At 44.5% G+C, this 23,009-nt stretch carries 16 protein-coding genes; 12 read left to right on the top strand and 4 right to left on the bottom strand.

Annotated features, from left to right (window positions below; genetic code table 11):
• Positions 1-28 precede the first annotated feature (28 nt).
• From BSZ04_RS16340 to BSZ04_RS16295, 10 genes are all read left to right on the top strand, one after another.
• Entirely contained in the window at positions 29-2,047 is a 2,019-nt protein-coding gene (locus BSZ04_RS16340) for a methyl-accepting chemotaxis protein (protein WP_088880854.1), read from the top strand.
• Between the two features lie 299 nt (positions 2,048-2,346).
• Entirely contained in the window at positions 2,347-5,517 is a 3,171-nt protein-coding gene (locus BSZ04_RS16335) for an HD domain-containing phosphohydrolase (RefSeq protein WP_088880853.1), read from the top strand.
• Positions 5,518-6,100: 583 nt separating this feature from the next.
• Positions 6,101-6,853, top strand: coding sequence for a GntR family transcriptional regulator (locus BSZ04_RS16330; RefSeq protein ID WP_049536121.1), 753 nt, complete (start codon positions 6,101-6,103; stop codon positions 6,851-6,853).
• 110 nt (positions 6,854-6,963) lie between these two features.
• Positions 6,964-7,860 carry a methylisocitrate lyase gene (gene prpB / locus BSZ04_RS16325; protein ID WP_088880852.1) on the top strand — a complete coding sequence of 299 codons (897 nt, stop codon included), beginning with the start codon at positions 6,964-6,966 and terminating at the stop codon, positions 7,858-7,860.
• A gap of 119 nt (positions 7,861-7,979) precedes the next feature.
• The gene (prpC, locus tag BSZ04_RS16320; RefSeq protein ID WP_088880851.1) at positions 7,980-9,122 is read left to right on the top strand and encodes a bifunctional 2-methylcitrate synthase/citrate synthase; all 1,143 of its coding nucleotides are present in this window, start codon (positions 7,980-7,982) and stop codon (positions 9,120-9,122) included.
• Positions 9,123-9,256: 134 nt separating this feature from the next.
• Entirely contained in the window at positions 9,257-11,866 is a 2,610-nt protein-coding gene (gene acnD / locus BSZ04_RS16315) for a Fe/S-dependent 2-methylisocitrate dehydratase AcnD (protein ID WP_162531066.1), read from the top strand.
• 23 nt (positions 11,867-11,889) lie between these two features.
• The gene (gene prpF / locus BSZ04_RS16310; protein ID WP_088880850.1) at positions 11,890-13,077 is read left to right on the top strand and encodes a 2-methylaconitate cis-trans isomerase PrpF; all 1,188 of its coding nucleotides are present in this window, start codon (positions 11,890-11,892) and stop codon (positions 13,075-13,077) included.
• A 61-nt stretch (positions 13,078-13,138) separates the two neighbouring features.
• The gene (locus BSZ04_RS16305; RefSeq protein WP_162531065.1) at positions 13,139-15,019 is read left to right on the top strand and encodes a propionyl-CoA synthetase; all 1,881 of its coding nucleotides are present in this window, start codon (positions 13,139-13,141) and stop codon (positions 15,017-15,019) included.
• Between the two features lie 159 nt (positions 15,020-15,178).
• The gene (locus BSZ04_RS16300) at positions 15,179-15,652 is read left to right on the top strand and encodes a GNAT family N-acetyltransferase (protein WP_038884152.1); all 474 of its coding nucleotides are present in this window, start codon (positions 15,179-15,181) and stop codon (positions 15,650-15,652) included.
• Positions 15,653-15,988: 336 nt separating this feature from the next.
• Positions 15,989-17,422: an NUDIX domain-containing protein gene (locus BSZ04_RS16295; RefSeq protein WP_088880848.1), complete on the top strand. Its 1,434-nt coding sequence runs from the start codon at positions 15,989-15,991 to the stop codon at positions 17,420-17,422.
• Positions 17,423-17,488: 66 nt separating this feature from the next.
• Here the strand turns inward: BSZ04_RS16295 and BSZ04_RS16290 are convergent, their stop codons facing one another.
• The gene (locus BSZ04_RS16290; RefSeq protein ID WP_088880847.1) at positions 17,489-18,298 is read right to left on the bottom strand and encodes a Cof-type HAD-IIB family hydrolase; all 810 of its coding nucleotides are present in this window, start codon (positions 18,296-18,298) and stop codon (positions 17,489-17,491) included.
• 165 nt (positions 18,299-18,463) lie between these two features.
• On the opposite strand from BSZ04_RS16290, the gene queE reads away from it, so the two are divergent.
• Entirely contained in the window at positions 18,464-19,114 is a 651-nt protein-coding gene (gene queE / locus BSZ04_RS16285; protein ID WP_010448083.1) for a 7-carboxy-7-deazaguanine synthase QueE, read from the top strand.
• Between the two features lie 14 nt (positions 19,115-19,128).
• Entirely contained in the window at positions 19,129-19,827 is a 699-nt protein-coding gene (gene queC, locus BSZ04_RS16280) for a 7-cyano-7-deazaguanine synthase QueC (protein WP_088880846.1), read from the top strand.
• Here the strand turns inward: queC and BSZ04_RS16275 are convergent.
• The 3 genes from BSZ04_RS16275 to BSZ04_RS16265 all read right to left on the bottom strand — a co-directional run bounded on the left by BSZ04_RS16275 (position 19,784) and on the right by BSZ04_RS16265 (position 23,007).
• Positions 19,784-21,751, bottom strand: a complete 1,968-nt coding sequence (locus tag BSZ04_RS16275) for a tetratricopeptide repeat-containing diguanylate cyclase (RefSeq protein ID WP_088880845.1) — start codon at positions 21,749-21,751, stop codon at positions 19,784-19,786. The genes queC and BSZ04_RS16275 overlap by 44 nt on opposite strands.
• A gap of 178 nt (positions 21,752-21,929) precedes the next feature.
• The gene (locus BSZ04_RS16270) at positions 21,930-22,283 is read right to left on the bottom strand and encodes a DUF2750 domain-containing protein (RefSeq protein WP_010448080.1); all 354 of its coding nucleotides are present in this window, start codon (positions 22,281-22,283) and stop codon (positions 21,930-21,932) included.
• A gap of 109 nt (positions 22,284-22,392) precedes the next feature.
• Complete coding sequence (locus BSZ04_RS16265; protein ID WP_010448079.1) at positions 22,393-23,007, bottom strand: OmpA family protein; 615 nt, start codon at positions 23,005-23,007, stop codon at positions 22,393-22,395.
• Positions 23,008-23,009 lie beyond the last annotated feature (2 nt).

Below are 23,009 nucleotides of genomic sequence, written 5' to 3'. Positions count from 1 at the left end.
GCCCTAACTAGAGTAAAGCGTGGACATTATGACAAGCCGCAAACGTTCAAGTATTTCATTGTCACTGGTACAAACCATCACTATTACATTCGTCACTATACTTGCTCTTGTTATAGCTTTATCTGCGTCAAGTTTCAAAGGTATGGAGCGAGTTGGGGTCGAGTTTGATGATCTTTCCACAAAAGCGCTGCCCATGGCGATGGCTAATGCTGCGCTAACAAAAAATGTCTTGGAACAAATCAAGTTACTCAACGTCGGTATGCAGGTAACGGAGCCCAATCAACTTAGCTTGATAAGAGCTCAATTAATTGAACTTGCCTCTCAGACCAACGAATTGGTCAATCAAACTTCAGGAGTTGATTCCCATCTCTCTCAGATGCTTGCAGAGAATTTAGATGACTTACACAGCATAACGACAGTCATTCTTTCCACACAAGCGTCTGTAATCCAGATTCAAGCTGAGATTAACAGTGAACTGAGTGAGTTTCGATATGGTTTAAGCTCAATTGGCCCAGAAATGAATCGAATTAGTTCATTTCTTAGTATTGATAATTCAGAATCAGCCGATGCAGCAAATCGTTTTATTGCTTCCGCAAGTTCGATGGAAAGTACATTCCTGTTAATGATGATGCAAACAGAGTTGGAAGAAGCTGAGCAAGAGTATCGAGAACTGAGGAATCGAATTGCGGGTATTCACCTCGCGTATGATGACTTTAAGGCTTGGCACCCTGAAATCTCTGAGTTTACGAGCTTAAGCGCACCCTATGAGATGGTACAAGCTGGTTTTGAAGAGGGTGGGCTCCTCCATAGGATTCTTGGTAAGTTACAGCAAACAGAACAACAAAAAGTTGACCTTGAGAGAGCCTCACAGCTTTCTAATCAAACCATTGCGTTATTAAGTCAAGTCTCTGAAGCCGCACGTAACTTAATTGACGACAGAGAGAGGATCGTACAGCTAACCATTAAGGAAGCGAGCTTCATAGTTGTAATGAGTTGCAGCTTATTGGCTTGTCTCATTGTTATTTCTTGGGTTGGTATAAGAGCGTGGGTTAATAGAGGGCTGAACAACATTACACATGAGTTGTCTTTATTAACTGAGCACGACCTACGTTCAAATGCTGTCGCAATAGGGCCAAGAGAAATGAAGGATATTGCAAGAAAGCTCAACCAGGTTATTGATTCAACTCATGAATCTATAGCATTGGTTACGCGCAATTGTGAAACGCTCTATCAAACAGCAGAAATTAGCTACGAAGCGGCAGAGCAATCTAATCAGAGTTTAAGCTCGCAAAATGAAGCCTTAATATGCATGGTTACTACCGTTAAGCAGTTAGAGGAATCAATAAAGGAGATCGCTGTAATCACTGCTGCCTCATTTGAGGACTCGCAAGCCGCAACAAACAGTACGATGAAGGGTGTTGAGGTGGTCGACCAAAACCGAGAACGCCTTGCTTCTTTGGCCCAAGCACTCACTGCTAATGAAGACTCTATGCTTGAGTTGGATCAGAGAGTTAAGAAAATTTATGAGATGGTCGAGGTTATCAGTAGTATTGCTGAGAACACTAATTTGCTGGCTCTCAATGCGGCAATTGAGGCGGCTCGTGCAGGTGAACAAGGCCGTGGGTTTGCTGTTGTTGCGGATGAAGTTCGTAAATTGGCCAGTGGGACATCTCAACAAACCACCAACATTCGTGAAATGATGAAAGAGCTAGTGGCCGCAGCAGAAGGCTCGCGTAGAGCAGTCATAGACTCTCGAGAAGAGATGACACGAGCACTGCAATCGAGTGACGACGTTAAAATTGTTTTCTCAGATATTAATGTAGCCGTGAAACATATTCAGCAGAGAATTGAGCAGATATCCGTAGCAACAGAAGAACAAGACCGTGCTACGGCTGATGTTTCTCGTTCAATAACCCGTATTTCAGAACAAGGTGAGTTAACAAAACTCCGTTTGGATTCTATGGTTGAAAACTCAGAGCAAGTTGCAGAAATAGCAGGGCATCAGCAAGCAATGTTACACAAGTATCAGCTGCATCAAACGATTTAATACTTATTCAACTTCCAAAGATTAAAGGTAGGGCAAATGCTCTGCCTTTTTGCTTTCCATGTATTAAGGTGGGCTAAAGCTAATAGCCACTGACTCGTGTTGCGGTAAAAATACAACCTTGCGCAAACTCCTTGATATACAAAATGTAATTACATGCATTTATAAATGCCTGAGTTGATATATAAAGCAACTCGTTGAATAATGGTTTTGTATTAGGAAATCACAAAATACATACACAAGATGTCCTAGTTTCGACATAGACCTCACATTCCATCGATGCCAACGGAGGGCACTATAGAATGAAGTCTGAACCATTACATTCGCGTAAGTTTTCAATTCGTTTTACCGTTGGTAGCCTGTTTTTGTTTGCAACGGCAGTCACTGCGTTTATTGCGATCTCTTTACAGTACTATTTTGGCAAGCAGATGTCTCAAGAGCATGTGCTATCCAAACTCGTTATGGCAACGACTGAGGTGAGTGAGTATATACAGCAAGTTGATGCTAATGCGGCAAGCAGTGCAAGCATACTTAGAAGTGTGTCGATCGCTACACAGCATCAGTTTAGCGAAAATGAAACTAGGCAAATATTCACACAAGTATTGAAAGATAACCCTCTTTTTTACAGTCTGTATTTTGGAACTGAAACAGATGATTTCTATCAAATCATTAATTTAGCGTCGTCTCCAATTGTCAGGGAAAAGATTGATGCTGATCCAGAAGATCGTTGGGTCATCATTAAGATAAATGGTGAAGGTGATTTAAGGCTGAGACAAACACAGTATTTCACCGAAAAGTTTGAATTAACAAAGAGCAGTACTGAAACAAGTAACTACTTTCCAACTCAACGACCATGGTTTGATGCCGCAACTCAGGATGGTATCTACAAAACTGAACCATACTTGTTCCAACACTTAAAAATCACCGGACAAACGTATTCAGTCAGAAGTAAACAAGCCGTCATTGGTGTCGATATTGTTCTGTCAGCGATAAACGAAAAAATAAAGCCTTCAGAACTAGGGATGAGTGAAGATAGCGGTGCAGAGTCGTTTGTTTTCAATAATAAAGGGGAGGTTATCGCATCAAACATTTCCTTGTTTGCTCCTGTGGAGATTCCCAACTCTAAGCCATTGAAACTGAGTCCCGAACAGCATCAAATTATAATGAATACCCGTTCGCTAATGGTTTCAAACCAAAATGATTGGGGACCTTATGATTACGCTCAGGCGGGTCAACCAAATGGTTATTCTGTCGATATGCTTCGCCTTGTCGCTGAGCAAACAGGGCTCCAGATAGAGTTTATAAATGGTTTTGACTCAAAAACATTGGTAGACAAGTATATTCAAAATGATATCGACATTTTGCACTCGGTGGCTAAAGGCGCAAAAGGGTTGGGATATCAAAGTGTGTCAATGTTTGAGGGCGAGTTAGCCATTGCAAGCCGAGGAATTAAAAATGTGCCAAAGGGGCTTGATGGCTTCCAGCAACAGAAGGTTGGTGTTGTAAGCAGTTTTGGTCTAAAAGGATGGCTGTTAGACCGTTATTCAACGCTAAACATCTTAGAGCTCCCTAGCTTAGACATAGCAAAAGAAGCTCTTCAAAAAGGCCAAATCGATTATCTGATTGATAACTATCACACCTTAGAAGAACTCAAGAGTTTAGATTCTCGTAATTCAATTGAATTAACCACGCTAAAAACCAGCGAAAAGCCGAGTTACCATCTTTTCATGAAAGAGTCAGATGGCTCAGTATTAGCGATAGTCAACCAAGCGCTATCAGCGATTACTGTTGAGCAAAAAGTTGCACTCAATGAAAAATGGTTGGATTCGAGCCAATGGCGCGGCAGCTTTGTGCCTTACCCAGAAATATACGAAATTACCAGAGACAGTGAAAAACATGACAGCATGATACCAGTTAGGATAAATGGTGAAATGAAGTACGTGTATGTGACACCTTTGGTCACCAATGGCAGAAGTGTTGAATACTTTGCCGTGGTTATCCCTCAGTCTGTAGTTACCGAACAAGTATTTTCCAAGCTGGTTACCTCAACGTTAGCCACCGGCTTGGTAATGATGGGGTTAATACCGCTAGCATGGAAGTTTGGCTCTCCAATTGTTCGGCCAATTACAGAGCTTAGAGAGGTCACAGAACAGATAAAAGCAAGGAACTTCGGCAACTCGATGGCAGTAAATACTCGAATTAAAGAAGTATCTGAGTTATCAGACTCGGTCGTTGAGATGGCTGAGGAAATTCAACGTCATGAGAAACAACAGGATGAGTTTGTTGAAGCCTTTATCCGTCTTATTGCTCAGGCTATCGATGACAAATCGCCTTATACAGCTGGGCATTGTAATCGCGTTCCAGAAATTGGTTTGATGCTGGCTGAAGCGGCTGAAGCCAGTACTAGTGGCAAATTTAAAGACTTTAAGTTCAATAACGCAGATGAGCGACGGGAGTTTCGAATTGCTGCATGGCTTCATGACTGCGGTAAGATTACAACCCCAGAGCATATTGTAGATAAAGGCACCAAGTTAGAAGCAAACTATAACCGAATTAATGAAATACGCACACGCTTTGAAGTATTGTGGCGTGATGCAGAAATCCAATATTTGAAAACGATACTATCTGGTGAGTTAACAAAAGAAGAAGCGAGAGACATCTTCTATGAAAAGAAACGTAAGTTAACCGATGACTTTGAATTTATCGCCCAGGCAAACATTGGTGGTGAGTTTATGAGTGATGAGAAGGTAGAGCGAATCAAACAGATCGCTCAACAAACTTGGTTAAGGCACTTCGATGACCGTCTGGGTTTGTCTCCGTTTGAAGAGCTGAATAAAAAAGAAAACAGCGCAAACTTGCCTGTTGTTGAGAAGCTATTAGCTGACAAGCCGGAACATATTATTCATCGTATACGCCCAGTGGAGTTTGATCCTAAGCATGGGATCAAAATGCAGGTTCCAGAACACCAATACAACATGGGTGAGGTTTATAACTTATCTATTTCTCGCGGTACATTGACAGCTGAAGATCGCTATAAAATTAATGAACATATGATAAGTGGTATAAAGATGCTTGAGGCGCTGCCGTTTCCTCCTGAGCTACGCAATGTGCCACGATATGCATCAACGCACCATGAGACGCTAAAAGGTTCTGGCTATCCTAGAAAGCTGAGTGCTGAAGATCTTTCAGTTCCTGAGAGAATTCTGGTTATCGCAGATATATTTGAAGCGTTAACTGCGGCGGATAGGCCATATAAAAAGGCTAAACCTGTCAGTGTGGCAGTCGACATTATGTACAAAATGGCGTTGGATGAACACTTGGATATGGAGCTATTCCAACTGTTTCTGGAAAGTGGTGTTTATCTTGAGTATGCCAATACGTTTTTACCTTCTGCACAGGTTGATCATGTTGATGTGAGTACATATATATACCCAAGTGACTTCAAGGTGCAGGATTCAGAGCGTTGTCATTGATTCGAGGGCAAGGAAAACAACGCAGTGTAATAGCCTGCTCTTTCCAAGTTGTTTGACGTAGCCATTGGTTTAATAAAAAAACGGGTCAATGACACGCTCCCAAAGGGCACTCTTTACAAATAGTAAGGGCCTTGGCTTGTATACATTGTTGTCGATTCTTGATTTAGACCCACTAGACCTTTAAATCGCCGCCGCGTCTACAAACCAAGTCATTCTCGCTGAACCTGGCATCTCGAGGTTACTTGGGTATAGATTCCAAGGATCAGAGTTTAGAAGGATTTCATTGAGGGGGCATCAGAAAATACAAGAGCTCATCAACTAGTGTACACACGTGCGCATCCAATACTGTTCAATTGATTTACTATTTTGTTTTAACTCTTGAATGTACTTGGCTTTAATTGTCGACAATCTGCAGTAATCTTTTTGTTTAATGGTCGATTTCAACCTTAATTACCCTTCTTGGTACTATACCTTAGTCTAAATTGTCGACAATTTACTTGATTGTCGACAATCTGATCGTCTATTTTATATTCAAGTTAACAAATTGTTGACGCTTTGATTTCTAAATACGAGTGCCTTGAATATGAATACAGAATTGAAAACTCGTCATAAAGTGATTGTCTCTGAGAAGGAGCACACTAAATCTGAATCGCTGACCGAATCGTTAGTGGAAGCGATTGTGAGTGGTGAAATTGAACCGGGCAGTAAAATCTCAGAGCCTGAATTAGCCAAGAAATATCAGGTGAGTAGAGGTCCTTTGCGTGAAGCCATGATGCGCCTAGAAGGACTTGGGTTGATTGAGCGCATTCCGCATGTTGGTGCTCGTGTTATTACTTTCTCTCCAGAAAAACTCATCGAATTGTATTCCGTCCGCGAAGCGTTAGAGGGCATGGCGGCAAGGCTCGCGGCTCGCTATATCACTCAAGAAGAATTACTGAGTTTGGAAATGCTATTGTCGACACATTCCAAACATATCGATGAAGTCGAAGGATCGTCTTACTTCCACCAGCATGGTGACTTTGATTTCCACTATCGAATCATTCAAGCGAGCCGAAACAGCAAGCTAATCTCTTTGCTTTGTGACGAGTTGTATCACTTACTGCGCATGTATCGTTACCAATCGCCACGTGCGCAATCTCGTCCTAACGAAGCACTCAATGAACACAAATTCATTCTGCAAGCGATTCGCAACCGTGATGAAGAGCTGGCAGAAATGCTGATGAGAAGGCACATCTCAGGCAGCCGAAAACTTATCGAATTACAGATTTCAGATTCCAAAACTTTACCCAAAATAATTGGAGTTGCGGCGCGGCAACAAGACAATTCAGCCCTATGAGCATAGGTGCGCTATGTAATTTTGGCGGCCGGCGATCCGGTGAATTGGCGCAGTTAACAAAGCTGCAGCTTCAAGTATGAAGGGTAAAACAAGACTAGAAGGAAATTGTCATGAGCTTATCTCCGGGGGCGAAGTTCAGACTCGCCATTGAGCAAAACAATCCGCTGCAGATCGTCGGCACCATTAACCCATACTGCGCCATGATGGCTAAAAATTTGGGTCACCAAGCTATCTATTTGTCGGGTGGCGGCATCGCTAACGCATCTTACGGTTTGCCAGATCTTGGCATTACGACATTGAACGACGTTTTGGTGGACGTAGACCGCATCACCAACGCGTGTGATTTGCCGTTACTGGTTGATATCGATACCGGTTTTGGTGGTGCTTTTAACATTGCACGCACTATCAAAGCGATGGAAAAAGCGGGTGCGGCGGCAGTGCACATGGAAGACCAAGTGGCGCAGAAGCGTTGTGGTCATCGCCCAAACAAAGCGATTGTTAGCCAACAAGAAATGGTCGACCGAGTGAAAGCGGCGGTGGATGCACGTAATGACGAGAGCTTTGTCATTATGGCTCGTACTGATGCGTTAGCGGTTGAAGGCATGGACAGTGCGATTGAACGTGCGATTGCATGTGTTGAAGCGGGCGCAGACATGATCTTCCCAGAAGCCATGAACCAGCTAGACCAATACCAGCAGTTCTCAACAGCGCTTCAAGACGCAACAGGGAAGCATGTGCCGATTCTTGCCAACATTACTGAATTTGGACAAACACCTCTGTACGGCTGTGAAGAGTTAGCTCAATCCAAAGTGGACATGGTTTTGTACCCACTGAGTGCATTCCGTGCGATGAACAAAGCGGCTGAGATGGTTTACAAACACTTGCTTGAAGTTGGCAACCAAGAAGCGTTGCTTGATTCAATGCAGACACGAAAAGAGCTGTATGAGCACCTTAATTACCACGACTACGAGAATAAGTTAGACAAGCTGTTCTCGGAGGGTAAATAAGGTCAACAAAGAAACAAACGGAAGCCCAAGAAAAGAATCTCTAATCCAATAACGTGAAAATTGTCTGATTCAAAAGAGCCCATTAAGAGAGCCAAATCAGACAGAAAAGGAGTTCAACAATGCCTCATTCTGTAGAAAAGAAAACTGAGATAGGTGGCGCAGGTCTACGCGGTCAAAGCGCGGGAAGCACAGCTTTATGCACTGTCGGTAAAACGGGAACGGGTCTAACGTATCGTGGTTACGATATTACGGACTTGGCAAATCATGCTCAATTTGAAGAAGTGGCGCATTTGCTGTTACGCGGTCACTTGCCTAATCAACAAGAGCTAGACGCCTACAAGACACACCTATTGAGCTTGCGTGGCTTACCAGCGGAGCTTAAGCAGGCGTTAGAACTGATTCCTGCTGATGCCCACCCGATGGATGTTATGCGCACAGGTTGCTCTATGCTGGGTAACTTAGAGCAAGAAATGGACTTTGAGCAACAGCTCCATGCTACTGAGCGAATGCTAGCGCTTTTCCCTGCCATCATCTGTTACTGGTATCGCTTCAGCCATGATGGCGTGCGAATCAAAACGCACGATAACAGTGAAGACTGCATTGGCGGCTACTTCCTGAAACTGCTTACAGATAAAGCACCAAGCGAAACGCACAAAAAGGTGATGCACTGTTCTTTGATTCTTTATGCAGAGCATGAGTTTAATGCCTCGACATTTGCGGCGCGTGTGTGTGCCTCGACGCTTTCTGATCTTCATTCTTGTATTACGGCTGCTATCGGTACGTTGCGTGGTCCACTTCATGGCGGTGCAAATGAAGCGGCGATGGAGATGATTCAAGATTGGCAAACGCCAGATGAGGCAGAAGCCAATATTCTGCAAATGCTACAGAACAAAGACAAAATCATGGGCTTTGGTCATGCGATTTATCGTGAAAGTGACCCTCGTAATGCACTGATCAAGCGTTGGTCTGAAGCGTTATCGAAAGAGGTGGGTGACACACATCTTTACGCGGTTTCTGAGCGCGTGGAATCCGTCATGAAGCGTGAGAAAGGTCTGTTCTGTAATGCTGACTTCTTCCATGCTTCGGCTTACCACTTCATGGACATTCCAACCAAATTGTTTACGCCAATCTTCGTGATGAGTCGACTGACAGGCTGGGCGGCGCACGTCTATGAACAACGTGCGAACAACCGAATTATTCGCCCAAGTGCGGATTATACCGGACCGGATCATCAAGACTGGGTGCCAATCGAACAACGCTAGCGCGTGACGCCTCTTTGTGAGCTTCGTCTTTCATGGCATTCACAAGGGGGCGTCTCTTTCACCGCGAATCCATTTCAAAAACAGTATCGCGGTGCGTTCAGGCACAAGATGTACACTAAAGCGGAAGCAAGCCCATGAGCATCACCACAAATATAAATACTCAATATCGTAAGCCGCTCCCGGGAACCCAACTCGATTATTTTGATACCCGAGAAGCAGTTAACGATATTTCTCCTGGAGCGTATGAAAAGCTCCCATACACCTCACGCGTTTTAGCCGAGCAGTTGGTTCGCCGCTGCGACCCGAATACACTCACTGATAGCCTAAAACAGTTAATAGAACGCAAGCGTGACCTTGATTTTCCTTGGTATCCAGCGCGCGTGGTTTGTCATGACATCCTTGGACAAACCGCATTAGTCGACCTTGCTGGTCTGCGTGATGCGATTGCTGAACAAGGCGGTGACCCGGCGAAAGTAAACCCTGTGGTTGAAACGCAATTGATCGTTGACCATTCACTGGCAGTTGAACACGCAGGCTTTGACCCTGAGGCGTTTGAGAAAAACCGCGCGATAGAAGAGCGCAGAAACGAAGACCGATTCCATTTTATCGAGTGGTGTAAGACGGCGTTTGAGAACGTCAGTGTTATTCCTGCGGGTAACGGCATCATGCACCAAATTAATTTGGAGAAGATGTCTCCGGTGGTGCAAGCCAAGCAAGGCATTGCTTATCCCGATACCTGTGTCGGCACGGACAGTCACACACCTCACGTTGATTCACTTGGCGTGATTGCTATTGGTGTCGGCGGTTTAGAGGCGGAGACGGTTATGCTTGGTCGCCCGTCGATGATGCGTCTTCCGGACATTGTTGGCGTGAAGCTTACTGGCAAACGTCAACCGGGTATTACCGCCACCGATATCGTGTTGGCGATTACCGAGTTTCTGCGAAATGAACGCGTGGTTTCATCCTATCTCGAGTTCTTTGGTGAAGGGGCGCGAGACCTAACCATTGGCGACCGCGCGACCATTTCAAACATGACGCCAGAATACGGCGCAACCGCAGGGATGTTCTACATTGATGAGCAGACCATTAATTACCTCAAACTGACAGGGCGCGATGATCAACAGGTCGACTTGGTCGAGAAGTACGCTAAGCAAACCGGTCTGTGGGCGGATGATTTAGACACGGCGGTTTACGAACGCGTGCTTGAGTTTGATTTGTCCCAAGTCGGGCGCAATTTGGCAGGTCCATCTAATCCTCATCGTCGTTTACCTACCGCAGAGCTTGCTGAACGTGGTGTTTCTGGCGAGTGGCAAGAGAAGGAAGGCGAGCTTCCAGATGGCGCGGTGATCATCGCGGCGATTACCTCCTGTACCAACACCAGTAACCCAAGAAACGTTGTCGCAGCGGGTTTGGTTGCTAAGAAAGCGAATGAGCTTGGATTGGTGCGCAAACCTTGGGTGAAGTCTTCATTTGCTCCGGGTTCTAAAGTTGCTCGACTCTACCTTGAAGAATCTGGCTTACTCCCTGAACTAGAGAAACTTGGTTTTGGTATCGTGGCTTATGCGTGTACAACCTGTAACGGTATGAGTGGTGCACTTGAGCCGAAAATCCAACAAGAAATCATCGACCGAGATCTGTATTCAACTGCAGTACTTTCTGGGAACCGCAACTTTGATGGTCGAATTCATCCTTACGCAAAACAAGCATTCTTAGCATCACCACCTTTGGTCGTTGCTTACGCGTTAGCCGGTACGATTCGTTTTGATATCGAACGTGACTCTTTAGGCACAGACAAAGATGGCAAGCCCGTTTATCTCAACGACTTGTGGCCAACGGATGAAGAAATTGATGCTGTGGTGGGTGAGTACGTTAAGCCAGAGCAATTTAATCAAGTCTACATTCAAATGTTCAAATTGAATGGTGAGGCTCGTAACCCAAATCCGCTCTACGATTGGCGTCCGATGAGTACGTATATCCGAAGACCTCCCTACTGGCAAAAAGAGGGGGAGGGAGCACTGGCTGGTGAGCGAACTCTGTCTTCAATGCGTCCTCTTGCCGTTTTAGGCGACAACATTACAACCGACCATTTGTCACCATCGAACGCAATTTTGGCAAGCAGCGCAGCAGGTGAATACCTCGCGAAGATGGGCGTGCCAGAAGAAGATTTTAACTCATACGCGACTCACCGAGGTGATCACTTAACCGCGCAGCGCGCCACTTTCGCTAACCCGAAATTGTTCAACGAAATGGTCAAGGAAAATGGCGAAGTGGTGCAAGGATCGCTGGCGAGAGTCGAACCTGAAGGCAAAGTGACACGCATGTGGGAAGCGATTGAGATTTACATGAATCGCAAGCAGCCGCTTATCGTGGTCGCGGGTGCGGATTATGGTCAAGGATCGTCGCGAGATTGGGCTGCGAAAGGCGTTCGCTTAGCGGGTGTAGAAGCCATTGTCGCTGAAGGGTTTGAGCGTATTCATCGTACCAATTTAGTTGGGATGGGCGTGCTTCCTCTGCAATTTAAAGATGGCGTGAACCGAAAGACGCTCGAATTAGATGGCACTGAACTTTATGACGTTATCGGCGATATCACTCCTGGTGCTGATTTGGCGTTGGTGATTACTCGTGCTAATGGCGACAAGGTTGATGTACCAGTGACTTGTCGACTCGATACCGAAGATGAAGTTCACGTGTACAAAGCGGGCGGTGTGTTACAGCGCTTTGCTCAAGATTTCCTCTCGCAATAGATAGCGCAATAACGGAGTAAGATATGGATAGCAAGATGCAAAGCCAAATCAAAGTCCCGGCGACTTACATGCGCGGCGGTACGAGCAAAGGTGTGTTCTTCAACCTTGAAGATTTGCCACAGCCAGCGCAAGTTGCAGGCGAGGCAAGAGACAAACTGCTACTTCGTGTGATTGGTAGCCCAGACCCGTATGCCAAACAAATTGATGGCATGGGCGGCGCAACTTCCAGCACCAGTAAAACTGTGATTGTGTCGCGCAGTGAGCGAGCCGACCACGACGTTGATTACCTGTTCGGACAAGTATCGATAGATAAGCCGTTTGTCGATTGGAGTGGTAACTGTGGCAACCTTTCTGCCGCGGTCGGGCCTTTCGCAATTCATGCAGGGTTGATCGACGAAGATCGAATTCCTCAAAACGGCATCGTTACCGTTCGTGTATGGCAGGTAAATATTGGCAAAACTATATTGATTCATGTGCCAATCGTAAATGGTCTCGTTCAAGAAACAGGGGAGTTTGAGCTTGATGGTGTGACGTTCCCAGCGGCAGAAATCCAAGTTGATTTTGTCGACCCTGCTGATGGCGAAGGCAGCATGTTTCCAACTGGCAATCTGGTAGACGATTTGGTCGTACCGGATGTTGGGACTTTCAACGCCACCTTCATTAATGCAGGCATACCGACAATCTTCGTAGACGCAGAAGCGCTGGGTTGCCAAGGCACTGAGCTTCAAGATGACATCAATAACGATGAATCTGCTCTTGCGAGGTTTGAGTCCATTCGTGCTCATGGCGCGCTAAAAATGGGTCTTATTAATTCGCTCGAAGAGGCTCAAACACGTCAACACACGCCTAAGATTGCGTTTGTTTCCCAGCCTAAATCCTACTTATCGTCGAGTGGTAAAACCGTAGAAGCAGGTGAGGTCGATATTCTCGTCCGAGCGTTATCTATGGGCAAACTTCACCACGCCATGATGGGTACCGCAGCGGTCGCCATTGCCTCGGCAGCATGCGTTTCGGGTACTTTGGTCAATTTAGCGGCTGGTGGCGGAGAGAAAGAATCAGTGACGTTTGGGCATCCATCAGGAACGCTTAAGGTGGGGGCAAAAGCCAAACAAACAGAACAAGGTTGGGTGGTTGAGAAAGCCATCATGAGCCGCAGCGCGAGAATACTGATGGAGGGCTTTGTGCGTGTTCCCTCCAATGTCTTTGAATAGCACAATTGCATGGTAGTGATACTTAAGAAAAGCAATGTCAGGACATACTGGAGGAAGCAATATGTCTGCATATCAAAAAGAATACCTTTGGGCACAGAACGAACCGGAAAACTTTTGGCGTGCTCAAGCTGAAAACATCGATTGGTTTGAAGCGCCAAACACCATCTTACAAGCTGACGAACATGGGATTGAACGTTGGTTTCCTGACGGCGTGTTGAACACGTCATGGCTCGCGTTGGATTATCATTGTGAGCAAGGGAGAGGCGAGAAAACCGCACTGATTTATGACTCGCCAGTGACGGGGCAAAAACAAACTTACAGCTATCAAGCTCTGCGCGACCAAGTGGCAAAAATTGCGGGTATGCTTTCGAACCAAGGTATCACCAAAGGCGATCGCGTAGTCATCTATATGCCGATGATCCCAGAAGCGGCAATGGCGATGCTAGCTTGTGCTCGATTGGGCGCGATTCATTCGGTGGTGTTTGGCGGTTTTGCTCCGAATGAGCTCGCCGTTCGAATTGAAGATGCGGAACCCAAAGTCATCATGACGGCGTCTTGTGGCATCGAAATCAATAAGGTACTTCCATACAAACCAATGGTTGATAAAGCCATTATGGACAGTCGTTGGAAGCCAGAGAAAGTCTTTGTTCTTCAGCGCCCACAGTGCGAAGCCGAACTTAATCTAGAACGTGATTTAGATTGGCAGCAAGAATACGCACAAGCTTTGCCTCATGCGTGTGTCCCTGTGTTAGCAACAGATCCTCTTTATATTCTCTATACTTCTGGCACAACAGGGAAACCAAAAGGCGTGGTGCGCGACAATGGCGGTCATGCCGTAGCGATGAAATATTCGATGACGTCGATTTATAACATCCCCCAAGATGGCGTGTTCTGGGCTGCATCGGATGTAGGGTGGGTTGTTGGTCACTCTTACATTGTGTACGCGCCGCTTATTCATGGCTGTACAACTATTCTATTCGAAGGCAAACCGGTGAGAACACCGGACCCGGGTGCATTCTGGCGTGTTTGTGATGAATACAAAGTGGATGTACTCTTCTCCGCACCAACCGCTTTCCGTGCAATTAAGAAAGAAGACCCAGAAGGCGAGTTCATTAAGCAATACGACTTGTCCGACCTCGACTCAATCTTTATGGCAGGCGAACGCCTTGACCCACCAACGCTAGAATGGGTGGAAAGCAAAGCGGATAAGCCGGTGATTGACCACTGGTGGCAAACGGAGACAGGATGGGCGATCGCGGGCAATCCGACCGGTATTGAGATGATGCCAGTTAAAGCGGGGTCTGCTACCAAGCCAATTCCTGGCTATCAGGTCGAGATTCTGAACGAAATGGGCGTGCCAGTGGGCGCAAATCAACAAGGTTTTGTCGCTTTGAAGCGCCCATTACCACCAAGCTGTCTACCGACTGTCTGGCGCAACCATGACCGATTTGAGACTGGTTATCTAAGTCAATTTCCGGGTTACTACGTATCGGGAGATGGCGGTTACCTAGATGAAGAGGGTTACCTGTTTATCATGGGTCGTATTGATGACGTAATTAACGTCGCAGGTCACCGTCTGTCTACCGGCGAAATGGAAGAAATCGTTGGTGGTCACCCAGCGATTGCGGAATGCGCGGTGGTTGGTATCCACGATGAGTTAAAGGGTCAGCTACCGCTTGGCTTCGTGGTTCTTAAAGATGGTGTGAAGATAGATGATCTAACGCTAGAAGGCGAGTTGGTGGGCAAAGTACGCAACGAGATTGGTGCTGTGGCTTGCTTTAAACATGCACTGGTTGTTGACCGTTTGCCAAAGACCCGTTCAGGTAAGATCTTGCGAAGAACCATTCGTCAAATAGCCGATGGCGAGCAATACGTGGTGCCATCAACCATTGATGACCCATCCAGTCTAGGCGAAATCGAACGAGTGCTTAAACGCGGCTAGCTAAGTACGATCTTAATTGAGTACGCTCTTAGGTTACCTAGGAGCAAGCTCAAACATCGAAGCCTTTTGCTTTGTCGGCAAGAGGCTTTTGCATTCCTGCTTGCCTAAATGCATGTTTAAACACACACTATATGGATTCCTATTTTTGGCTTAGTTCTTATGTCTACTTTTGTAATCAAACCAGCGCTTTTTGACGATCTTGAGCAACTTAACGACCTAATGTTTGAGTTGCATGATGAACACCACATTCAATCCCCAGAGCTGTTTAAAACCGCAGAAGAAATCGAACAAGAAAAGAGCATTGCCCGTTATCTCGATAACCCTGAATGTTTGGTTTATGTCGCTAGAGTAGAGGATGAGATCATCGGCTTTGTGTCTGGGCATTTCTGCGAGCTTATTTCTACGGTTAGTAAACCAGTTATGATGGGAAGTGTTGATGAGCTCTACGTCTTACCAGAGTATCGTAAACAGGGCACTGCAAAAGCTCTGATTGAGAAGATAGAGGCGACATTCGTTGATTATGGAGTGAAACAGATGTTTGTTGAGGTGTGGGACTTTAACCAGACAGCGATTTCTCTCTATGAGAACCAAGGTTTTGGGCATCATATTCATTGGTTAAGAAAATCGCTATAAAAAGGGCATATGAGCGCACTTCTAATAGGTAACCCTGTGCTTTGAGTTTTCTACCATTCGTATCGTGAATTCAATGCAATCTGATGGTGTGTCATTGTTGAGAAATGATATTTTCCATGTCAAAATTTCTGACATAATTCTGATAATACTGGCAGAATCTCGCGCTCAGTTGGTCTAGTGTCTGAGCTAAGTCAATTGAAAATCAGTTTCTGATGTTTGCTATAGTGAATATGCGTTAGGTAGCAATTCTACAACTTGTTACTTAATTTTTGTCGTAAAATATTTGTGGCGTAGACATTATATGTCTGCGTGGCTTGTATTATTTAAGGTTTTTTTGTGCTGAGATCTTTGTTTATTCTCATATTTTTGTCGGTGTCATCTATTGTTTCAGGGAGCGTATTTGCTGCCTCTGATTCAACTGCCATAAAAGGTGCACTTTGTGTCGTGAAGGCCGATGAAAAGGTCGTATTGGTTCATGAGATTCTGACTGACAGAATTTCCCTACCTGGCGGAACCATCATTGCAGGGGAGCCTGCGAAGGTCGCTGCCCAGCGAGAAACATGGGAAGAAGCTGGTTTGTCAGTGACAGTTGGAGAAGAGCTTGGAAGAACAGAGACGGCAGTCATTTTTGACTGTATATCGGACTCTGAAATTATTGCTTTTTCTCAAAACAACATGCTTGATGCTAACGAAATGCCGAGTTGGTTCGCTCCTCATTATGGAGTTGAAGTTGCGTCTACGATGTTAATGCAGGCTGAATCATTACCTTCGAGCCTTTATCGGTATCCTAGCCAGTGGCAACAGGTAAAATCCTTTATCCAAGAAGCTACTAATCAAGAAGTCGTGTATGTCAGCCAGTTGGTTGAGTCTGCACCTAGCTTTCGTCAACTTGAACTGTATTGGATGACCAACTTACAAAGTTTTGTTGGTTCTTTTTCAGATACGAGTGAAAGTTCTGCATGTAACTTTGCGAAAGCAGTAACTTTTCTAACCTCACCCGTCATGCTGTTACTGCTGTTTCCCTATGTAATGATGCGTTTCGACGGTCGGTTTGTATACCGACTTTTCTTTGCAGTATCAATTACTTCGATAATGTCCTTAGTCGCTCAGCAGGGCTTTTCTCTACCTAGGCCGCATGTATATTTACCGATGGCAGAATTAACTAAGAGCTATGGATTTAGTTTCCCAAGCCTTCCAATTGCTGTTTGGTTTTGTGTTGGCATGTTTATATTCCAACGAACAGAGTCCTTCGGGATGAATCGTATAACGATGGGTGCAGTTACATTAACCGTTTTGGTGATGTTCTGTAAGTTCTATCTAGGTACGGCATTTATATTGGACATGTTGATCGGTGCTTTATTTGGTTCACTGGTTGCTTGGCATATTTTAAGGTTGGAAAGTAACCCAGAAGTTGATGTTGATAAGCTACTTTGCGCGAAGAGTGTTTGGTTGACGGTCACTTGTATTACAGCTGTTATCTCCGTAATTTGGCCGCTACCGGTTTTTGCTGCTTGGTTAGCCATACTTGTAACGGCTTCCGCTGTTGTTATCACATTTAGAGATAATGAAGTTCGACTCACATTTCAGCAAATGTTGTACCTGATTTTAATTTTGCTGTTTGCGAATCAGGTTTGGGACTATCTAAGTCAGTTAGTCGCTTATAGTGGGTTATGGTCTCTAATTACAGCAACGTTAAAGTACCCATTATTAATGCTAATTTTTGTCGCTATCGCACGAAAGCTGACTCTGCAAAAAACGGTCTTGTCCTAAAAGAAAGCCTCGCATTAACGCGAGGCTTTTTACTTCTATCCTTTTGGTAGAAGAGGGCGTGGATCATTAAGCGTTGAGAACAAACTTCTCGATTGATTTAGCCACACCGTGGTCATCATTGCTTTCGGCAATATAGTTTGCAATGTGTTTGGTCTCTTCCATCGCATTTGCCATGGCAATACCGAGGCCCGCGTATTCAAGCATATGGTGATCGTTTTCTGCATCGCCCATACAAATCACTTCTTCAGCTTTGATGCCCAAGTATTCAGCGATCGCCGAAACACCGATGCCTTTGTTACTTGATGGATTCAAAAACTCTAAGAAGAAAGGCGCGCTTTGCACTACCGTAAACTCTTGTTTTAATTCCGCAGGTAAAGTCGCAATAACTTCAGTTAGTTTGCTTGGCTCTGCAACCATCATCGCTTTAATGATCGCGTGATCATCTTCTAGAGAGTCGAAGTTCATTTCGGTAATTTCAAGACCGTTGATCTTCGCTTCGATGTCTGTGTAAGGGTTATTCTCTTCTGTGATTAGGCCGTGCTCTTGGCTGAATGCGTGAACATAAGCGCCAAGCTCGCGCGCTTTACGTGCAATTTTCTTCGCAGCTTTGCCATCAATGATTTGCTGGTGGATGATTTCGTTCGTACCAATGTTTTTCACCATTGAGCCGTTGTAGTACAAAACAAAGTCTTTGTCTGAGTCGATGTTCAACTCATCTAATTTGTCTTGCATTCCTTCAAGAGGGCGGCCAGAAGCAAGGACAACGGTAACACCCGCTTCACGTGCTTTTGCAATTGCTTGTTTGTTCTCTTCAGAAATTACTTTGTCGCTGTTTAGCAACGTACCGTCCATGTCTAGGGCGATCAGCTTGTACATCTTTACTTACCTTAAAAAATTGGGAACCTGCGTATGAAACTACAAAACAACCTATTTTAACAATTTATTTTTGGTTTAAATTGACCTGAGTGCGCCTCTCCATTAAGGTCTTCGCCTCGAAGTATAATGAGTTGAGTGAGTTCTACGTTGTATAAGCTAAATGAGATGTTTGAAACCATCCAAGGGGAAGGGGTTTTCACTGGTGTGCCAGCGGTTTTTGTGCGTTTGCAAGAATGTCCGGTTGGGTGTTCTTGGTGCGATACGAAACAGACTTGGTACGCGGAAGAAGAAGACCAGCGCCAGATCGGTGATATCTTGGTGAAAACAGAAGATTCTCCAACGTGGTGTTTCGCATCGGCAGAAGACATCGTAGCTGAATATAAAAAGCAGGACTTCAATGCGAAGCATATTGTGATCACTGGTGGTGAACCATGTATTTATGATTTACGTGCTTTGACGGCTGCATTTGAAGAAATGGGTTGCCAATGCCAAATCGAAACCAGTGGTACTTCAGAGGTAGTGACTTCAGAAGGAACATGGGTGACAGTGTCACCTAAGGTCGCAATGAAAGGGAAGCTACCAGTGCTTAAAAGTGCATTAGAACGCGCAAATGAAATCAAGCACCCAGTTGGCACCCAAAAAGACATCGATCAACTGGATGTGTTATTGGCCTCTGCAGAGATCGGTGAGAAGACAGTGATCGCACTTCAGCCTATCAGTCAAAAGCCTCGTGCTACCCAACTGTGTATTGATACCTGTGTTGCTCGCAACTGGCGTCTGTCGGTTCAAACTCATAAATACCTAAGTATTGCTTAAGCTCGGAGAGAAAGATGAAAAAAGCAGTGGTTGTTTTCAGTGGTGGACAGGATTCTACAACATGTCTGGTTCAAGCGTTAAAAGAGTTTGACGAAGTACATGCCATTACATTTGACTACGGTCAGCGACATAAGCTGGAGATTGAAGTGGCAGAGAAAGTCGCAAAAGATCTTGGTGTCGCTGCACATAAAGTGATGGATGTTGGCCTGCTGAATGAACTTGCTATCAGCTCTCTGACACGTGACGACATACCAGTTTCACATGATCTACAAGAAAACGGTTTACCGAACTCGTTCGTTCCTGGCCGCAACATCTTGTTCCTAACGCTAGCTGGCATCTACGCTTACCAAATTGGCGCAGAAACGGTAATTACGGGTGTTTGTGAAACAGACTTTAGTGGTTACCCAGATTGCCGTGATGACTTTGTAAAAGCGATGAACAGTGCGCTGGTTAAAGGCATGGATCGTCAATTTGAAATCAAGACGCCATTGATGTGGTTGAACAAAGCAGAAACGTGGGCATTGGCCGATCAATATGACGCGTTGCAACTAGTGCGTGAAAACACACTAACTTGTTACAACGGCATCATCGGTGATGGTTGTGGTGATTGCCCGTCCTGCGATCTACGCAAAGCGGGCTTAGACGACTACCTAAACAACAAAGAAGCTGTTATGCATTCTTTGGTTGAAAAGCAGAAGGTGGAAGGTCAATAGGCTCATTGTAGGCATCAATGACTGAGTTTCGTCCCGTTTTCTTTACTTGATACAGGGCTTGATCAAGTATTGAATAAAGCTCATCAAAGTCTTTCAACGATTTTGAGGTCGATAAATAGGACATGCTTGCGGTAACTTTGAGCGCTTGGTTACTTTCAGAATAGATGTGCTTTTCAGAAATCGTTTTATGCAAACTATTAATTCTGAAAGGCACGTCAACCTCATCGACGTTCGTCATTAAAAGTATAAATTCTTCTCCTCCTAATCGGCCAATCAACTCACCTTTGTGTAACTTCGCAGTCAAGCTATCGCAGATATAGCGTAATACCTTGTCACCAGTAGGGTGGCCGTATATATCATTAATATCTTTGAACTTGTCGAGATCTAATAACGCGAGTACGTGTTTATTCTCACTTCCACTGATTGATGCTTTAGTTTTGATTTTCTTTATTACTGAAGCTCGATTTAAGACACCAGTTAGGTCGTCGAATTGCGCTCGTGTTTTTGCCTTCTTATGTATGAACCAAAGGGCACCCATAGCCATGATAAGACAAGCAATTACAAAGTTATATGCACGTTGTTGATACTTAAGCTCTTGGAACTCGTGCTGTTTTAAATCTTTAAGGTTTCTAATCTCAGTTAACTTTAACTCGTGCTCAAGTTCTTTTTTGGTTAAGTCTAGAGCTTTTATAGCTTTGATGTTGCTCGCATCCCTTGTTGCAAGCTCAAGATTTGCGTATTCCTCGTAGTAAGAAAGAGCAGACTTAAAGTTCTTTCGCTGTTGTTCGATTTTTGAACTGATAAGCAAAGCCTGTGCTTGCAGTGAAGGCGCCGAACTATTACTTTCGAGTGAGAGTGCACTTCTAGCGTTGGTTTCTGCCTGTGACAGGGCGTTTGCTGATAAATACGCATCAGCGAGTGCAATGTGGCTTTCGAGTTGTAGACGATGGTTTTGAGTTTGCTTTCCTAGGTGGAGTGCCTCCTCTAGATATGGTAAAGCACGCTCAAGATCGCCGGATTCCAATATCGTGGAGCCTAAACCTAAGTATGTTAGACCCAACCCATAGTAAAAACGCTCTTCTTTCAATATAAGCAACGCATTTTGGTAATGTTGAGTAGCTAACTGATATTCATGAGTCTTTCTAAATAGGGTTGCTAAACTATGCTCTACTTGAGCAATTTCTAACGGAGACCCCTTGGCTTTCCTTATAGATAGCGCTTGGAGTAAATAATCTTTTGCTTGGTCATATTGGCCTACTTCTATCATTAGTAAAGCAGCATCATTGTAGATGCCTGTAGGGTCGCTGCTCTCAGGTAGTAGGTTAAGTAATATTGCGTACTTTGATAGTGCCTCTTGATAGTTGCCCCTATGATCGTAGTTGTTTGCAATTACCCTGTAAGCAAGATCTAAAGGAAGGAAGGATAAACTTCCCGTTGCTAATGCTGCTTCTAGCGACGAACAGTAAAAATTTGCCTGATGATACCTGCCTTGTTCGTCGAGCGTGTAACACAACTGGTAATTGAAGAGGGCTTTCATCGGTGCGTCAGAATCAGACTTCGCCATATTAAGAAGCTCAGTAAATTTTTTTACCGATAAGTCATATTTACCTTTTTTTCGGTTTGCAATCGCATTCAAATAATTGGATTCCATACGCGCAGCTTTCCCATCTTCGGCTTGGTTGTTGCCAAAGTAGGGCTGATTAAGCATAAACATGTAGTCAAGAATTAAACCGCTAATGTAGAGCTTTTCCGTGGTTGAGCTGACAGCATGATATCTGTCTTGAAGCATGTTGAGAGCCAGCTCTTTGTTTGTCTTTACCGTGCGCTGATAGACTGAGTGCCAATTTGTCATACTTTGGGCGTTTTCAGCGGATAGAGGAGCGCTTATGGCGAGCAGAGTAAAAAAAAGAAAAAGCTTGCGCATAGTGCATATAACCTTAATTTTTCTAAATTATTATTGGCGGAATGATATACCATTTGCATAAGGGGCTTTGTGACGTAGAGCTGATGATTGGGATTATTTTCTTGCGGAAAATATGTCACTGAAAAAGAGATAATAAAAAGCCCCGCATATACGCGAGGCTTAACAATCAAAGGGGATTTTATGCGATGTATAGTTTCGCAAGATCTTGAGGTTCCATTTCTTTACCCTCAAGTTGGGCATTCCAGTTTGTACCAACTAAAACACCATCTTCAGCAAGAGTTAGAAGCCAATCTTCAACAAAGATATCAAGAGGGATTTCTAAGACTTCAAAATCTGCCCACTCTTCAACATTATGCGCTTGTGCGTCTTCTTTCGACGACCAAAACGGCATAACTTCGCTGTTTTCGAATTCAGTTGAATCGCAAGATAGCCAACCTTCTTCGTTACGTAAACCCCAAACCAATTGGTTTTCTTTTGTTTCGGCAACAAAAAGATCCAAGTTTGCTTGGATATCTGATGTAAGTTTGCTCATTTCAAAACTCTCATTGTTAGAACATGTTAAGGGTAACACTAAACTCAACTTTCCCCCAATGATAAATAGTCTTTGAATCAAAGATGCCTACTTATTCAACACTTCAGTGCTAGCTTTTCGGTAAAGCTGTGAAGATTGTCCATTCTTTTTTTACGTTACCTTTGTAACCGACTACTGTCGCTGTCACTCTTCGATTCATGGCATGACTAACTTCATCGCTTCCTTGGTAGGCTAATTGAGTATCGCCAAAGCCGACAATTCGCAAGCGTTCTGGAGTAATGCCAAAGTTTATAAGAAGATTTCTGACGTTTTCTGCTCTCCTTTGCGACAATTCAAAGTTGTGCTGACTGGTTCCTGTTTTACTTGCATAACCTTGAAGTTCAATTGACGTTGATGGGTATTCTTTTAGGAAACTAGCCATGTCACTGATCTGTTTTCTAAAGACAGGGTTAATTTCATCTGAATCATTAGCAAAAAGAACGCGTATTTGCATTTTTTCCGATGACTTAACGTACTGACCACATCCATCGTTGTCTAATTCAGATTCTAAGGGTGTTCCTGGGCACAAGTCTCTTGCGTTGATTACACCGTCAGAATCATCATCTTGTAAATCAGCCGACTGGAGCGCGACTGGTACCGCTTGGTAATCGTATTCATCCTGGGCATGGGTAGGCAGAGTAATAGCTAACGGCATCAGACTAAGTAAAAAAGTCAATTTTCGCATAA

The organism is Vibrio rotiferianus, from assembly GCF_002214395.1.
Taxonomy (GTDB): Bacteria; Pseudomonadota; Gammaproteobacteria; order Enterobacterales; family Vibrionaceae; genus Vibrio; species Vibrio rotiferianus.
Note: the sequence above shows the minus strand (reverse complement) of the source record. Positions and strands in the feature narration are given on the sequence as shown.

Coding starts and splice junctions, on each gene's coding strand:
- BSZ04_RS16340 (WP_088880854.1), top strand. CDS start 29: ATGACAAGCCGCAAACGTTCAAGTATTTCATTGTCACTGGTACAAACC.
- BSZ04_RS16335 (WP_088880853.1), top strand. CDS start 2,347: ATGAAGTCTGAACCATTACATTCGCGTAAGTTTTCAATTCGTTTTACC.
- BSZ04_RS16330 (WP_049536121.1), top strand. CDS start 6,101: ATGAATACAGAATTGAAAACTCGTCATAAAGTGATTGTCTCTGAGAAG.
- prpB (WP_088880852.1), top strand. CDS start 6,964: ATGAGCTTATCTCCGGGGGCGAAGTTCAGACTCGCCATTGAGCAAAAC.
- prpC (WP_088880851.1), top strand. CDS start 7,980: ATGCCTCATTCTGTAGAAAAGAAAACTGAGATAGGTGGCGCAGGTCTA.
- acnD (WP_162531066.1), top strand. CDS start 9,257: ATGAGCATCACCACAAATATAAATACTCAATATCGTAAGCCGCTCCCG.
- prpF (WP_088880850.1), top strand. CDS start 11,890: ATGGATAGCAAGATGCAAAGCCAAATCAAAGTCCCGGCGACTTACATG.
- BSZ04_RS16305 (WP_162531065.1), top strand. CDS start 13,139: ATGTCTGCATATCAAAAAGAATACCTTTGGGCACAGAACGAACCGGAA.
- BSZ04_RS16300 (WP_038884152.1), top strand. CDS start 15,179: ATGTCTACTTTTGTAATCAAACCAGCGCTTTTTGACGATCTTGAGCAA.
- BSZ04_RS16290 (WP_088880847.1), bottom strand. CDS start 18,298: ATGTACAAGCTGATCGCCCTAGACATGGACGGTACGTTGCTAAACAGC.
- queE (WP_010448083.1), top strand. CDS start 18,464: ATGTTTGAAACCATCCAAGGGGAAGGGGTTTTCACTGGTGTGCCAGCG.
- queC (WP_088880846.1), top strand. CDS start 19,129: ATGAAAAAAGCAGTGGTTGTTTTCAGTGGTGGACAGGATTCTACAACA.
- BSZ04_RS16275 (WP_088880845.1), bottom strand. CDS start 21,751: ATGCGCAAGCTTTTTCTTTTTTTTACTCTGCTCGCCATAAGCGCTCCT.
- BSZ04_RS16270 (WP_010448080.1), bottom strand. CDS start 22,283: ATGAGCAAACTTACATCAGATATCCAAGCAAACTTGGATCTTTTTGTT.
- BSZ04_RS16265 (WP_010448079.1), bottom strand. CDS start 23,007: ATGCGAAAATTGACTTTTTTACTTAGTCTGATGCCGTTAGCTATTACT.